The organism is Variovorax sp. PAMC26660, assembly GCF_014302995.1.
In the GTDB taxonomy this organism is placed as follows: Bacteria; Pseudomonadota; Gammaproteobacteria; order Burkholderiales; family Burkholderiaceae_C; genus Variovorax.
Window position 1 is genome coordinate 4,536,558 of the sequence record NZ_CP060295.1, and the last position, 15,935, is coordinate 4,552,492.

Annotated in this window: 6 protein-coding genes; 1 reads left to right on the forward strand and 5 read right to left on the reverse strand. The window is 68.5% G+C overall.

All coding sequences use genetic code 11. The features are described 5' to 3' along the window. Nucleotides 1–263: 263 nt before the first annotated feature. Nucleotides 264–11,690: a filamentous haemagglutinin family protein gene (locus H7F35_RS21240; protein WP_187108566.1), complete on the forward strand. Its 11,427-nt coding sequence runs from the start codon at nucleotides 264–266 to the stop codon at nucleotides 11,688–11,690. A gap of 67 nt (nucleotides 11,691–11,757) precedes the next feature. On the opposite strand, the gene H7F35_RS21245 is transcribed toward H7F35_RS21240, so the two are convergent. The 5 genes from H7F35_RS21245 to rpsA form a co-directional block, all read right to left on the reverse strand. Further along, nucleotides 11,758–12,081, reverse strand: a complete 324-nt coding sequence (locus H7F35_RS21245) for a ComEA family DNA-binding protein (RefSeq protein WP_187108567.1) — start codon at nucleotides 12,079–12,081, stop codon at nucleotides 11,758–11,760. Nucleotides 12,082–12,209: 128 nt separating this feature from the next. Then, a complete protein-coding gene (gene lapB / locus H7F35_RS21250) occupies nucleotides 12,210–13,379 on the reverse strand; it encodes a lipopolysaccharide assembly protein LapB (RefSeq protein WP_187108568.1) in 1,170 nt (389 codons plus the stop codon). Then, nucleotides 13,369–13,704 carry a lipopolysaccharide assembly LapA domain-containing protein gene (locus H7F35_RS21255; protein ID WP_187114356.1) on the reverse strand — a complete coding sequence of 112 codons (336 nt, stop codon included), beginning with the start codon at nucleotides 13,702–13,704 and terminating at the stop codon, nucleotides 13,369–13,371. Before H7F35_RS21255 ends, lapB begins: the two co-directional genes overlap by 11 nt. Before the next feature lie 46 nt (nucleotides 13,705–13,750). Continuing rightward, nucleotides 13,751–14,077, reverse strand: coding sequence for an integration host factor subunit beta (locus tag H7F35_RS21260; protein ID WP_019654766.1), 327 nt, complete (start codon nucleotides 14,075–14,077; stop codon nucleotides 13,751–13,753). 76 nt (nucleotides 14,078–14,153) lie between these two features. Continuing rightward, entirely contained in the window at nucleotides 14,154–15,842 is a 1,689-nt protein-coding gene (rpsA, locus tag H7F35_RS21265; protein ID WP_187108569.1) for a 30S ribosomal protein S1, read from the reverse strand. Nucleotides 15,843–15,935: the final 93 nt, after the last annotated feature.

Here is a 15,935-nt window from a genome sequence, read left to right on the forward strand (position 1 = left end):
AAGCGCTGAGGTGAGCCACCCCGCTTTTCAGCGGCCCCTGCCGACATTTTCTTTCGGGCCGCCCGCTCCCTGAGCAGCGCAGCCGCGCGTGCAGCGCCGGCGGGCCGCTTCGCGCGAATTCCGCAAATTTCCGTACAGCTTTCGATGCCGGCATCCGTCTAAGGCACAGCGACAGGGCGCATGCGCGCCGGTCGTTGCTTCCTGTCGCACGCCCGAACCGTCACCGAAAGAAATCTGTCATGTCGACCCTGCATCCTGCCCCGATGAAGCCAGCATCCACCAGCCGTGCGCGGGCAGCACACGCCTCGCGCCACGATGTCGACAGGTGGCGCCTCAAGCCGCTGGCGCGTGCGCTGGCGGTGATGCTGGCGGCCGGCGGCGCGATGGACGGCGCGCAGGCGCAGCAGGCGCTGGGCGCCGCGTGGTTCGCCAACAAGAACGTGATGCAGAACACGGCCTTGGCCACGGGCCGTCTGCCCAACGGCATGCCGGCATCGAGTCTCACCAACCCGATGGCCCAGCAGCAGCGCGACAGCGCGCAACTGCAGCGCTCGATCGACAACCTCAATCTCGCGGCACGCGGCATCGCGGCGCAGCAGGCGGCGCAGGAAGCCGCGCGGCTGGCGGCACTGGGTGGGGCTTCCGGCATTCCGGACGGCCTGGCCGAAGGCGGGCTGAAGGTCGACACCCAGAGCCTGACGGCCGGCTGGCTCAACGCCAGGGCGCCGGTGCAGACGGCCGCCGGTGGACGCACGGTGGTGGGCATCGAGCAGACGGCAGAGAAGGCGATCCTGAACTGGGAGAGCTTCAACGTGGGCAAGAACACCACGGTGCAGTTCGACCAGAAGGGCGGTGCGAAGCCGGACGGCTCGAACGGATGGATCGCGCTGAACCGCATCAACGACCCGAGCGGCAGGCCCAGCCAGATCGCGGGGCAGATCAAGGCCGACGGCTCGGTGTACCTGGTCAACCGCAACGGCATCGTCTTCACCGGCAGCAGCCAGGTGAACACGCGCACGCTGGTGGCATCGAGCCTGGCGCTGTCGGACAAGCAGTTCAACCTCGGCATCAACAAGCCCCAGGTCTACAAGGACGCTTCCGGGCAGGCCGACGATTTCGCGATTCCGCAGTTCGGCGATTTCGCGGCGCGCGCGCCCGGCCTCTACGGGTTCGAGGCGGGCAGCGGCGGTGCGCCGGACAAGCTGGGCGGTGTCGATCGCTTCGTGCCCGGCGCGGCGCCGGGCGCGGTACAGGTGCAGGCCGGCGCGCAGTTGCGAACCACGCCGGGCGGCAAACTCATGCTGTTCGCGCCCAAGGTGAGCAACGCGGGCGCACTGTTCGCGCCCGATGGGCAGGTCATCCTGGCCGCCGGCGAGAACATCTACCTGAACGCGGCCAAGGGCAACGACACGAACGGCGTGCGCGGGCTGGACGTTGCGGCCTCGGCCGTGCCCGGCTGGGCCTTTGCCTGGACGCATCTTGAAAACGCGCTGAGGGACGGCACCGACCCCTACACGCCGGCCTACACCGAGGCGCTGGCCAAGATTGTGCTGCCCGAGATGACGGCGCGTGCCGCCGCCGTCGGCTACGACGTGACCAACTCCGGCATCGTGCTGTCCGAGCGCGGCAACGTGACGCTGCAGGCGCGCGACATTCATCAGGACGGCGTGGTGGCCTCCACCACCGCGCTGGGCAATCGCAACGGCTCGATCCTGCTGCGTGCCTGGGGGCAAGGCACCCACGCCTACCAGAACAGCGACACCCACGACGTGCTGCTGAGCTGGCAGGCCGGCACGTTGACGCTGGGCAAGGGCAGCGTCACGCAGGTGCTGCCCGACGTCACCGACACCAGCGAGATCGAGACGACGGCACTGGCCACGCGCTACCGGCCGGGCTGGATCGGCCTGTACGGCCAACTGATCGAAGCCAGGCCGGGTGCCGGCGTGCTGGTGCCCTCAGGCTCGATCAACATCGAGTCGGCGGTCAATCCGCTGTCCACCCAACTGCCGTACTTCAAGCCCGACAGCCTGCGCGACGGCAGCCGCATCTACCTGGACCGCGGCGCCTATCTGAGCGTGGCGGGCCTGCAGGGCCGCATCGTGCCGATGTCGCGCAACTTCGTCGAAGCCGAGCTGCGCATCAACGAGCTGCGCGATTCGCCGCTGCTGATCGAGTCGTGGGTGCGCGGCAAGAAGGTGATCGTCGACCGCCGTGTGAGCGGTGTGTTCGAGGGCGGCCCGATGGCCGGCGTCGAGTGGGTGAAGAACGCCACGGGCGGCTACATACCCGGCGCCTGGGCCGGCACGCCGCTGGGCGACGTGACGGGTTGGGTCGGTGTCGGCAAGACCGACCTGAAGGAGCTTTCGGCCGATGCCGGTTCCATCAAGCTGCGGGCCGGCGGTTCGGTGATCACGCGCGAGGGCTCGCTGATCGACGTGTCGGGCGGCTCGGTGCGCTACCTCGACGGCATGAACACCGTCACCAAGCTGATGGGCGCGGACGGCCGGGTCTACACGATGGACCGCGCCATGCCCGATGGCGAGTACACCGGCCTTGCGGGTCGCTACACGAATGCACACGCACGCTGGGGCGTGTCGAACACCTGGCGCAGCCCGGTCATCGGGCGCGACGCGGTGGAAGCCGGCTACATCGAAGGCCGCAAGGCGGGCACCGTGCAGATCTTCGCGGGCGATGCGATGGTGCTCGAAGGCGACTACGCCGGCGGCGTGGTGGTGGGCGAGCGGCAGCGCAAGCAGCCGTCGAAGAACGTCGGCGGCCAATTGCAGCTCGGTGGTGGCAGCACCGAAGACCGGCCCTGGTCGCCGAACCGCGTGGTCATCAGCCACGAGCCGCACCGGCTGGCGGCCGAGTTCCACGCCGGCTCGGTCCTGGACCGCAACTACGAGGCCCAGCCGGAACCCGGCGCGCCATCCAACGCGACAGGCAAGGTGACCTTTCTCTCGGACGACGTGCTCAGCCGCTCGGGCATGGGCAAGCTGGTGTTCAACCTGGCCGGCAACTTCGGCTTCGTGCTGGAAAGCGGGGCCGTGGTGGAGCTGTCGCCCGGTGCGTCGTTCGTCGCGGGCGGTGGCGACGGCTCGGCCAATCCGATGCAGATCGACGGCACGCTGCGCGCGGCCGGCGGCAACATCTCGCTGAGTGCGATCAACGGCACCTTGCGCATGGGGGCCACCGGACGGCTCGACGCCAGCGGGCAGTGGATCAACGCCTGGCGCGACGGCATGGCGCCGGCGCGTTGGGCCATGGACGGCGGCACGATCAACCTGGGCGTGGGCAAACTGCTGGCAGAGCCGGGCGCGGTGCTCGACGTGTCGGGCGGCGGGCGCGTGGACATCAACAAGAAGAACCTTCCCTCGCTGCGCGTGGGCGATGCGGGTTCGCTCACGCTGAGCGGCCTGACGGCGGCCACCGATCTTTCGGGCTTCGACATTCGCGCGCATGCGGCCGGCTCGGCGGGGCGCCTCGTGCTCGAAACCCGGTCGCCGGTGCAGATCGGCGGCGAGGCGGCCACGCCCGAGGTGCTGGTGCTGCCCGCAACGCTGTACGGCGATCGCGGCTTCGGCGATGTGTCGGTCGTCGCCAGCGCGACGGCGGACGGCCGCATCACCGTGCCGAAGGGCGTGACGGTGGCGCCTTCGGTGAGCAGCATCGACCTGCGGACCTTCGCCTATCAAGACATCGCCACGGGCGACAGCCTGGCCGCGCGCGCACCGGTCGGCACGCTGCGGCTGGAAGAGCGCCTGAAGCGCGCCCCTGCGGCCATTCGCCTGAACGTGACGGCGGGCTCGATCGACATCGGCGCGGGCGCCACGCTGCGCACCGACGTGGGCGGCACGCTGGCGATGACCGCTGCGGGTGGTTCGTTGACCGTGAACGGCGCGCTGGACGCGCCCGCAGGCCGCATCGACCTTGCCGCGAAAGAGATCACGCTCGCGTCCGGCGCCAGCCTGACGGCGCGCGGTGTTGCAGCGATCTATCCCGAGGCCATGGGCAACCGCGTCGGCCAGGTGCTGCGCGGCGGCGACGTCGTGCTGGGCAACGGCGTGAGCGGGGCAACCCTGTCGCTCGACCCCGGCGCGCTGATCGATGTGTCGGGCACCAGCGGCGAGGTGGACGAGCTGACCTACAAGCGCTTCAGCGGGCCCTCGTTCCATGCGGTCACGCGCGACAGCGACGGCGGCAGCATCCGGATCTTCGGGGCCGGCAAGGTCGGCGCCGACATGCGCGGCCACGCGGGCGGTGCAACGGCCGCCGGCGGCGCGCTGACGATCGTGGACGTGGGCGGCGCCGATGGTGCGCCGGTGAAGCTGCCGTCGCGCACCTACTTCTGGCGCGATCCGGTCACAGGCAAGATCAAGAGCGCGAACTCGTACCTCTCGATTCCCAACCTCGACCTGTACAACGAGTACGGCACCACGCCGATCAAGTTCACGCAGGACATGCGAGCGGCCATCCTCGACCTGACGACCTCCATCGGCACCGGCATGGAAGTGGTGACGGACCTCAACGCGCCGGGCTCCGCGCGCAGCATCAAGCCGTGGGAGATGGACCCGTTCATCGAGCAGCCGGTGGTCGAGCTGCTCAACCGCTACTTCTATTCGGATGCGGCGGCGACAAAGCACATCGTCATTCCCGACACGCAGATGGCGCCCACGATGCGCATTGCATCGGGTTCGCTGGGCCGGGGCGGCTTCGGCGCGGTCTCGCTGAAGTCGAACACCATCACGCTGGGAGACGGCGTGAAGATCGATGTGCGCGGCGCGCTCAATCTGTCGGGCACGCTCACGAACGGAGGCAACCGCGGCAGCGCGCAACTGTCCGCCTCGCGCCTGACGCTCGACGCGGTCTCGCCCTACACCGCGAAGCCGTGGAGCGACCCCGCAAGCCTGGGCGGCGCGCTGACGCTGTCGGCCGGCCTGCTCGAAGTCCGGCGCGAGGCACTGGGTGGTGCTGCCGGTGCCCGCATCGCCGGCTTCGGCACGACCGTGATGGCCGCCGACGAAATCCGCTTCGGCGGCGCGCTGCCCGAGCAGATCACGGCGAACTCCAGCCTGCGGGTGGGGCTGGACGTGGACGGGCAACTGGTGCTGAAGGCCGGGCAGGTCTATCCGGCCACGGCCACGACCGCCGCGGTTCGCGCCGGCCAGTCGATCACCGTGGAGCGCCTGCGCGACGCGGGCTCTGTGCCGCTGTCGGCGGGTGGCACGTTGCGGCTGGAAGCGCCGGTGATCGAGCAGAACGGTGTGCTTCGCGCGCCGCATGGCGCCATCGAGCTGAACGCCACCGACCGCCTCGCGTTGGGTGCGGGCAGCATCACTTCGGTGTCGGGCAAGGGCGTGGTGGTGCCCTACGGCATCTTGACCAACGACGAGCACTGGCACGACCCCACGCAGCCGCTGAACAGCCTGACGCCGTTCGTCGGCTCGCTCACGGCACCGCCTGAAAAGCGCATCACGATGAAGTCGCCCAACGTGGACCTGGCCAAGGGCGCGGTGGTCGACATTGCCGGCGGCGGCGACCTTTACGCCTGGGAATTCGTGCCCGGCCCCGGCGGCTCGCACGACGTGCTGACCACGCGCGGCATGTACGCGGTGCTGCCCGGCCACAGCAGCGCGGCGCCTTCGAGCGCCATGCCGGCCGGCGAGCGCGTCTGGCTCGCGGGCGGTGGCGGCCTTGCAGCCGGCTGGTACACGCTGCTGCCGGCGCGCTACGCCATGCTGCCCGGTGCCTTTGCCGTGCAGGCCACCGGCACCGCGTGGGCCGGCCCCGCCGCGGGCGGTGTGAGCACGCGTGACGGCAGCATCGTCATGCAGGGCAAGGCCGGCAACGCCTACAGCGGCAAGCAGGACGCCGTGCCTTCCGCCTGGCGCGTGATGTCCGATGGCACCTTGCGCAAGTACACCGAATACAACGAGGCCTTCGCCAACGATTTCTTCTCGTCCGATGCCTTCCGCCTCACGCAGTACCGCATGACGGGCCAGGACGTGGTCACGCCGCGCCTGCCGCGCGACGGCGGCTGGGTGGTGTTCGATGCGACGCGACGGCTCACGCTGGACGGCACGCTGCGTTCGCAGGCCGACGCCGGCGGGCGCGGTGGGCTGGTCGACATCGCGGGGCAGAAGATCGCCATCGTGGGCGCGGGGCACGATGGCACCGCGCTGCAGGCCGACGGCTACCTGGTGATCGACGCGACCAGCCTGTCGAACTTCGGCGCCGGCAGCCTGCTGGTGGGTGGCACGCGCACCGGCGATCCGCGCGGCATGCGCGTGAACGTCACTGCCACCGACATCGTGGTGCGCAACGACGAGGGCTCGGAGCTGTTCGGCCCCGAGATCGTGCTGGCTGCCACCGGAAAAGTGGCGGTCGATGCGGGCAGCCGCGTGAGCGCCAAGGGCGTGCGTTCGTCGCGCACCGGCAACCTCATCGTGACGCCGCAGGTCGCGGCGGTCTACACCGACCCGGACGGCAACCTGGACGACAACAACGACGGCGTGATCGACGCGAAGGACGCGGTCGACGACGTGCTCATCACGCCGGCGCGCGACTGGGGCGCATTGATCCGCGTGGCCACGGGCGACGCCGTGAAGGCGCTGCGCCAGAACGTCGACATCACGCAGGGCGGCCTGGTGCGCATCGGCGAGGGCGCGGTGCTGCGCGGCGATGCGTCGCTGCTGATCGACGCCACGCGCACCACCGAACTGGCCGGCTCGGCGCGCATTTCCGGCACCGACCTGTCGGTGTCGTCCGGGCGCATCGGCTTCGGCGGCGGCACCGAAGGCATGGTGCTCGACAGCACCGGGCTGGCGCAACTGGCCCAGTCGACACGCCTGACGCTGCGCAGCTATTCGAGCTTCGACTTCTATCGGTCGATGGATATGGGGGCGGCGGGCCTGGCCTCGCTGACCTTCGATGGCGCGGCGTTCACCGGCCGTGGTGCGGGCGACATTGCCATTCGCGGCGATGCGATCACGCTGCTGAACACGCTCGGCGATGCGGGGGGGACAAGTGCGGGCGCAGGCACCGGCCGCTTCACGCTGGACGCATCGACGCTGGTGCTGGGCGCTGGCCAGAAGCGCTTCACCGGCTTCGGTGCCGTCGCGCTGGCGGGCCGCGAGCAGATCGTGGGCGAAGGCAGTGGCGGTGTGGACGCCGGTGTGAGCGCGCTCACGCTGCGCACGCCGTTGCTGACCGGCCGTGGCGGCGCCGCGCAGTCCGTCGCAACGCAAGGCGCTCTGGAGGTCGTGGGGGACGGCGCCGCGCGCACCGCGGTGAGCAACCAGAACCTGCAGGACAGCCTTGGCGCGCGCCTGAGTCTGAGCGGCGGCAGCGTGCTGCTGGGCACCCGCGCGGTGGCCTTGGGTGGCACCGTCGACATCAGCGCGACACGCGGCAGCCTCGTGGTTGCCGATGGCGGGCAGATCGATGTCGGCGGCTTCGCCAAGCAGTTCTTCGACGTGGCGGAATACGCCGACGCGGGCCGCATCAATCTGTCGGCCGTGGGCGGAGACGTGCGCCTGAACGCCGGCAGCCTGCTGAACCTGGCCGCGCACCCGGCCGGCGGCAGCGCAGGCACCCTGAGCCTGGTGGCCGCGAACGGCGGCACCGTGGTGCTCGACGGTGGCATTGCCGCGCAGGCCGGCGGCAGTGCGGGTACGCGTGGCAAGGCCGGCAGTTTCTCGCTGGACATCGCCACCTTGCCCGACTTCGCCGGATTCAGCCGGCGCCTGAACGACGCCGGCTTCAACCGCTCGCGCCAGTTCCGCATCCGCCAGGGCGACATCGTGCTGGACGGCATCACCATGGTCGAAGACTTCGGCCTCACTGCCGATCAAGGCAAGGTCGATGTCACCGGCACCGTCGATGCACGCGCGGCCTACGGCGGTGCGATCCGCATCACCGGCGGCAACGGTGTGGCGATGCAGGGCGGCGCGCAACTGCTGGCCGGTGCGACCGGCCCGCTGGGCAGCGGTCGCGTGACGCTCGAAGCGGCGGGCGGGCAGCTCGACATTCGCGGCGGCCTGATCGATGTGTCCGGCGGCGATGCCGGTGCGGTGCGGTTGCGCGCACCGCGCAATGCCGACCAGAGCGACCTGGCCGTCGCGAATCTGCGCGCCAGTGTGACCGGCGCCCGCTCGGCCGTGCTCGAAGGCGTGCGCGTCTACGAGAGCGACACGGTCGATGCGGTCAAGGCGCAGGCCATTGCCGAGGCCGGCGATTTCATGGCGCACGCCGGCGCGATTCGCGCGCGACTGGGCACCGGCATGGCCGTGATGCCCGGCATCGAAATCCGCAGCGCAGGCGACCTCACGCTGGCCAGCGACTGGAACCTGTGGCGCGACTTCGCCCCTGCGCGCGAAGGCAGTCTCACGCTGCGCGCGGGCGGCAACCTGCTCGTCAATGGCCACCTGAGCGATGGCTTCGATGCGGCGGACCGCACGGGCGTGCTGCAGGAAGGCCCGTCGTGGAACCTGCGGCTGGTGGCGGGTGGCGACATGGCCTCGGCCAACGCGCTGGCGCTCAAGCCGCTGGCGGCGCAGGCGTCGGGGCAGGGCAGCATCGTCGTCGGCACGGCCAACACGGCGGTGGCGACCGAGGACGACCCCCATCTCGACAACGGCGCCGGCAAGCTGATTCGCACCGGCACCGGTGACCTCGAAGTGCGCGCCGGGCGCGACCTGCGCCTGGCGCACAAGGAATCGGTGATCTACACCGCAGGGCGCAAGGACACGAGCACCTGGAGCGACTTCAGCACGGCCCGCCCCGATGCCACCTACGGCATTGCGGGCGGCAACCTGGACATCGACGCGCAGGGCAGCATCGTGGCGCAGCCCTCGGGCCAGCGCTTCGTGCAGTGGCTCAACCGCCAGGGCAACCTGAGTGCGGACCGCGTCTTCGGCGAGTACGTCACGGACTACATCTATGTCGACGGCGTTCTCACGCCTGTGGTGCAACGCGCCCAGCAATCGAGCTGGTGGGTGGACTACGGCCAGTTCCAGCAAGGCGTGGCCGCCTTCGGCGGCGGCAACGTGACGGTGCGCGCGGGCGGCGACCTGGGCAACCTGGTGGTGGCGCTGACCAGCAACATGCGCATGCGCGGCGGCCGTACGCAGGCCGAAGCGATGACGATGGAAACACGCAACGGCGGCGCGATGACGGTGGACGCGGGCGGTGCCATTCGCGGCGGCCAGTACTACGTGGGACGCGGAACGGCAGAGATCACCGCCGGCGAGACCACCTCGGGCTTCGACCTGACCATCAGCAAACCCGACAAGAAGACGCAGGTGCTGCCGATCGCGCCCGTGCTCGCGCTGGGCGACGCCACGCTGAGCCTGCGCACCGCGGGCGACTTGCGGCTGCAGGCGGTGATCGACCCGCTGCTGGTGCGCTACGGCGACGGCTACGACGCCCTGACCGGCCACGTGGTGGACTACGGCGCCTACATGAGCGGCTACACAGACCGCACCTCGCTTCGCCTGGCATCGACGGGCGGCAACATCACGCTGGTCAACCAGGCGGCGTTCGCCTTCCGCGACCTGGCGCTGGCCAGAGCCAGCACCGACCTGGACGGGCTGGTCGGGCGGGGCGGCAATCGCTACCCGGCGCTGACCCGCGCCACCGCCATGAACGGCTCGCTGGAGATCCAGGGGCCGATGTACGTGATGCCGGGAACCACCAACGATGTGCGGCTGATGGCGCAGCAGGATGTGCGCTTCAGCAACCCCAACTGGCGGACTGCCATGGATTTCGGTCAGTCGTACGAGTTCAACAGCCTCTACAAGAGCGAGCCGTTTGCCGAAGTCATCATGGCCCGCGCGACGCCGGCGATGATGCCTTCGCCGTACGTGCCGCTCGGCGGCCTGTTCACCGTCAATCTGGACGCCTTGCTGCGCAACGAGATGGGGGACCCCGACATTGCCACCAACCAGCGCGAGTACTACCGGGGCTTGGGCAACCTGCGGACGATGGCGCTGGCCGACGACCGCGAGCCCAGTCGTATCTATGCGGCGCGCGGCTCCATCATCGGCGCCGACGTCATGGCGAGCGAGCAGACCTGGCTGCGCGCGGGCAAGGACATCCGCAACATGCGCATCGATGCGCGCAACCTGCGGCCGAGCGACGTGACGCTGCTCGAAGCGGGCAACGACATCCTGGCGGTGGCACCGGTGCGCAGCCCGTACGGCCCGGGCGTCCTCGACACCGGTGCCATGTCCGTGCAGGGCCCGGGCACGCTGCTGCTGTCCGCGGGGCGCGATGTGTATGCAGACAACCTGCAGGTGCGCACGCTGGGCAACCAGGGTTACGACACCGCCAATCGCCCGATCGACGAAACCCGCATCAAGGGCCTGCCGGACCAGGGCGCCACGATCACGGTGATGGCGGGCATGAACCGCCCCGCTGCCTACGACGCTTTCGTGGCCGCCTACCTCGACCCCGCGAAGGTGGCTGCCATGCCCGACTACCTCAAGACGCGCGGAGCCGACGGCACCGTGCTGCCGGTCTACCTCACCGACCTCACGCAAACGCGCGCTGGCGGGCAGGTGAAGACGGTGCGTCGCGGTCTGGTGTCGTACATGAAGGACATGACCGGCGAGACGCTGGCGCCCATGGAGGCGTGGTCACGCTTTCAGGCGCTGCCCGCGTTGGCGCAGCAGCAATTCATTCGCCAGATCTATCTGATCGAGTTGCGCGATGCGGGCCGCGACCAGAACGAGCCCGGCAGCAACGACCTGCCGCGCAACGGCGGGGTCAACCGCGGCTACGCGGCGGTCGAGACGCTGTTCCCCGGTGATGCATGGAAGGGCGACGTGGCCGCCAACACGCTGATGTTGCGCACCATGGCCGGCGGCGACATCGACGTGCTCACGCCAGGCGGTGGACTGCAGGTGGCGGCGTTGGGCGCCACCGTGCCCGACGGCTATGGCCTGGTCACGCTCGGCTCGGGTCACATCGGCATCTTCACCAGGGACGATGTGACGGTGAACCGCTCGCGCATCCTGTCCTTCGTGCCCGAAGCCACCACGCGTGGCAGCGACCAGATCATCTGGTCGAGCAAGGGCGACATCGATGCGGGCAAGGGCTCGAAGACCGTGCGCGTGCCTTCGGCGCCCGAGGTGCTGACCGATCCGGACGGCGTGACCGTGGTGCGCGAGAAGTCGGACATGAGCGGCAGCGGCATCGGCACGGTGGGCGATGGCGACGTCGATCTGGTGGCGCCGCGGGGCATCATCAATGCCGGCGACGCGGGCGTGCGGGTGGCGGGCAACCTGAACCTCATCGCGACCCAGGTGCTCAACGCCGACAACATCCAGGTGAAGGGCGAATCGAAGGGCATTCCGGTGGCTGCGGCAGTGAACATCGGCGCGCTGACCACCGCCAGTGCCGCGGCCTCGCAGGCGGCCATGGCCGCGCAGGAGGCGGTGCAACGCGAGCGCAGCGCAGCACGCCAGGCGATGCCGTCGGTCTTCACCGTGCGGGTGCTCGGCTTCGGATCGGAGCCCTTGCCCGCCGAACACAAGGGCGGTAGCGAGAGCCTGCCGCCTGCGGGTGGCCTGCAGCGCAGCGTGCGCTACGACCCCGACAGCGCCTTTCAGGTGCTGGGGCAGGGCACCTTGACGCCGGCTCAGCGCGCGCGGCTGACGGAGACGGAGCAGCGTCGCTTGCCGAGGTAAGGCCGCGAGGGCTGCGGGCATGAAAAAGCCGCCTGACGAGGGCGGCTTTTTTTTTATTCCGTGGCCGTTATGGCTTGGCCGGCGCCTTGGCTGGTTTGGCTGGCGCGGCCGCCGCGGCGGTTGCGCCGCCGAAGCCCTGGCCATTGACCGTCAGGCCTTCGGCCGACAGCTTGGCCGCCTTCTTCTCCTTCACGCCCTTGATGCGCTGCATGAAGTCGGGCCAGTCCTTGAACTCGCTTTCCTTGCGCGCGTCGAGGATGCGCTTGGACATCGCCGGGCCGACGCCCTTGATGCCGTCGAGGTCGGCGGCGGTGCCCTTGTTGACATCGACCGCGGCGAACGAAACGACCGCGAACAGCAGGGCCGTGGCGGCCAGGATTTTCTTGAACATTGATTGAACTCCCTCATTGTTGATATAGCCGACAGAAGCATCGGCTCGGGCTCAACGGACTCGGGAAGCGGGGCGTTGACGCCTGGAAAGCGTGCCAGTCCCCGCGTGACTATTGTTCAGAATCGTGGTCAGAGTTCTTCGACGCGGCGGGGCGGATAGCTGTCCCAGGCCTGGCAGCCGGGGCAGTGCCAGAAGTACTGGTGCGCCTCGAAACCGCAGGCCGCGCAGCGGTAGCGCATCAGCGGGCGGGTGGCCTGGTCGAGCGCGCGCTGCACCTGCGGATGGAACTGCTCATGCTCGAAGCGCTCGCCCGCCAGCCAGCGCGATGCAGCGACCAGCGACGGTTGCTGCGCGAGGTGGGCGATGTAGCCGTCGCGCGGGGTCGGCGCCTGGTCTTGTTCGGTGGCGGTCGGCGTGCCGCCGAGCGCGATCACCGCTTCCAGCACGTCGATCGATGGCGATTCGACATAGCGCCGCTGCAGCAGCGCGAGCGCTTCGCCTTCGCGGTGGGCCGCCACGGCGGCTTGCTGCAGCGCGGCGGCATACAGCGGCAGCGCGAGCGGTGCGGTGTCGCTCAGGGCGACGAGGGTGTCGAAGGCCGCGGCTGCTTCGCCATTGCGCAACTGAAGCGTGGCCGTGTCGATGGCCGGGCGCGGCGCCTGTGGTGCCAGTTCGGCAGCCTGTGCGAGCAGCTTTGCCGCGCCGGACATGTCACCCGCCGCCGACCGCTCGGTGGCCTGTTCGCACAGATGATGGGCGCGGCGCGTGCTGTAGCTGGCCTGATCGGACTCGTCCAGCTTTTGCGCCACGGCGGCGGCCTGGGTCCATTCGCGCGAGCGTTCGTAGATGGCCAGCAGAGAGAGTCGGGCCTCGTTCTCGTAGCGCGTGCCTTCGAGCTTTTGCAGCGCGGCTTCGGCACGGTCGAGCAGGCCGGCGCGAAGGAAGTCCTGCGCCAGTGCGTGCTGGGCGCGTTCGCGGTCGCTGCGGCTCAGGTCGCCACGGCCCAGCAGGTGTTCGTGCACGCGCACGGCACGTTGGTATTCGCCGCGGCGGCGGAACAGGTTGCCGAGCGCGAAGTGCAGCTCCTGCGTGTCGGGGTCGTTCTGCACGGCCTCGATGAAGGCGTCGATGGCCTGGTCCTGCTGCTCGTTGAGCAGGAAGTTGAGGCCGCGAAAGTAAGCCTTCGGGGCTTGCCTGTTTTCGAGCTTGAGCTGGCGGATGTCGAAGCGCGATGCGAGCCAGCCGAGCACGAAGGCGACGGGCAGGCCGATCAGCAGCCAGCTGGGATCAAAGTCCATGTTGACGTACGGCGGGAAGGTCGGTGGCGGAGATGGACGGCACTGCCGCAGAAGCGGATGCGGCCGTCGGTGCCGCGGTGGTCAGGGCTTCGGATGCGGAAGGCAACTGCGCCGCTGCGGCGCGGTGCTTCCACCAGCCCGGCAGCATGCCGAGCGCGCCCACCACGAGCCCGCCGGCGAATGCCGCGAGCACGACGAGCACAAGGGGTGCGCGCCAGTGGGTGCCGAAGAAAAAATAGACGGTCGCGTCGTGCTGGTTGTTCAGCGCGAAAGCGAAGAGCGTAAAAAAAATGGCTGCCTTGAGCAGCCACAGGAGGTATTTCATAGCCGTTCCCGTTGCCGGGAGCATTCTACGTTTGTCACCATGCCGATCAGGCCTTGCGGCCCTTGGCTTCCTTGCCGGCATCGAGCTCGGCGGTCTTTGCGTCCACGGCCTCGCGCAGGGCCTTGCCCGGCTTGAAGTGCGGCACCCGCTTCTCTGGAATCTGCACGCTCTCGCCCGAGCGCGGATTGCGGCCGATGCGCGGCGGACGCCGGTTGACCGAGAAGCTGCCGAACCCACGGATCTCGATGCGATGCCCGCGCACCAGCGCGTCGCTCATCGCGTCCAGGATGGTCTTGACGGCGTATTCGGCATCGCGATGCGTGAGTTGCGCAAAGCGCGCTGCGAGTTCTTCGACGAGGTCAGAGCGGGTCATAGGCCAGAGCAGAGAAAACGTGGACGAAAAAAAAGACAGAGCGGCCCCTGGGGCCAGCTCTGCCTTTCGACTCAGCTTACTTGTTGTCGCTGTTGTCGAGCTTGGCGCGCAGCAGGGCGCCCAGGCTCGTCGTGCCCGCGTTTTCGCGTGCCGACTGCTGGCTCAGGTTGGCCATGGCGCCTTGTTCGTCGACCATGTCCTTCTGCTTGATCGACAGCTGGATGTTGCGGGTCTTGCGATCCACATTCACGACGATGGCGGTGACTTCGTCGCCTTCCTTCAGCACGTTGCGAGCATCTTCCACGCGGTCGCGAGAGATTTCGCTGGCGCGAAGGTAGCCGAGGATGTCTTCGCCGAGGTCGATTTCAGCGCCGCGGGCGTCCACGGTCTTGACCTTGCCGGTCACGATCTGGCCCTTGTCGTTCACGGTGGTGAACGTGGTGAACGGGTCGCTGTCCAGCTGCTTGATGCCCAGGCTGATGCGTTCGCGGTCGACGTCGACAGCCAGCACGAGCGCTTCGACTTCCTGGCCCTTCTTGTAGTTGCGAACGGCGGTTTCGCCGGTTTCGTTCCACGAGAGGTCCGACAGGTGAACCAGGCCGTCGATGCCGGCAGCCAGACCCACGAACACGCCGAAGTCGGTGATCGACTTGATCGGGCCCTTGACGCGGTCGCCGCGCTTGGTGTTTTGCGCGAACTCTTGCCACGGGTTGGCCTTGCACTGCTTCATGCCCAGGCTGATGCGGCGCTTGTCTTCGTCGATTTCCAGAACCATGACTTCGACTTCGTCGCCCAGCGAGACGATCTTGTTCGGAGCGATGTTCTTGTTGGTCCAGTCCATTTCGGAGACGTGCACCAGGCCTTCGATGCCGGGTTCGAGTTCGACGAACGCGCCGTAGTCGGCAATGTTCGTGACCTTGCCGAACAGGCGGGTCGATTGCGGGTAGCGGCGCGAAACGCCCATCCACGGGTCATCACCCATTTGCTTGAGACCCAGCGAGACACGGTTCTTTTCGGTGTCGAACTTGAGGATCTTGGCGGTGATTTCCTGGCCGGCCTGAACGACTTCGCTCGGGTGGCGAACACGGCGCCATGCCATGTCGGTGATGTGCAGCAGGCCGTCGATGCCGCCGAGGTCAACGAACGCACCGTATTCGGTGATGTTCTTGACGACGCCGCGGACAACAGCGCCTTCCTTCAGGGTTTCCATCAGCTTGGCGCGTTCTTCGCCCATGCTGGCTTCGACCACTGCACGGCGCGACAGCACGACGTTGTTGCGCTTGCGGTCGAGCTTGATGACCTTGAATTCGAGGGTCTTGTTTTCGTACGGGGTCAGGTCCTTGATCGGACGCGTGTCGATCAGCGAACCCGGCAGGAATGCGCGGATGCCGTTGACCAGGACGGTGAGACCGCCCTTGACCTTGCCGCTGGTGGTGCCGGTGACGAAGTCGCCCGATTCCAGGGCCTTCTCGAGGGCGAGCCACGAAGCCAGACGCTTGGCGGTGTCGCGCGAGAGGATGGTGTCGCCGTAGCCGTTTTCAACGCTGCCGATGGCAACGGAAACGAAATCGCCGGCCTGGACTTCGAGTTCGCCCTTGTCGTTCTTGAACTCTTCGATCGGCACATACGCTTCGGACTTCAGACCGGCGTTGACGACGACGTGGTTGTGCTCGACGCGCACGACTTCGGCCGTGATGACCTCGCCGGTGCGCATTTCGGAACGCTTCAGGGACTCTTCGAATAGGTCGGCAAAAGATTCAGACATTTATGGTTCCTTCCGTCAGGCAGGGTTGGCAGGCGCGAATGCGAAATTGCGTGCGGCTGCTGTTGGGTCTGGAGACGGCGGTTTTGTGGGCTG

What these genes read in the sequence shown, in the direction of transcription:
- H7F35_RS21240 (WP_187108566.1), top strand. Translation starts at nt 264, where the DNA reads ATGAAGCCAGCATCCACCAGCCGTGCGCGGGCAGCACACGCCTCGCGC.
- H7F35_RS21245 (WP_187108567.1), bottom strand. Translation starts at nt 12,081, where the DNA reads ATGTTCAAGAAAATCCTGGCCGCCACGGCCCTGCTGTTCGCGGTCGTT.
- lapB (WP_187108568.1), bottom strand. Translation starts at nt 13,379, where the DNA reads ATGGACTTTGATCCCAGCTGGCTGCTGATCGGCCTGCCCGTCGCCTTC.
- H7F35_RS21255 (WP_187114356.1), bottom strand. Translation starts at nt 13,704, where the DNA reads ATGAAATACCTCCTGTGGCTGCTCAAGGCAGCCATTTTTTTTACGCTC.
- H7F35_RS21260 (WP_019654766.1), bottom strand. Translation starts at nt 14,077, where the DNA reads ATGACCCGCTCTGACCTCGTCGAAGAACTCGCAGCGCGCTTTGCGCAA.
- rpsA (WP_187108569.1), bottom strand. Translation starts at nt 15,842, where the DNA reads ATGTCTGAATCTTTTGCCGACCTATTCGAAGAGTCCCTGAAGCGTTCC.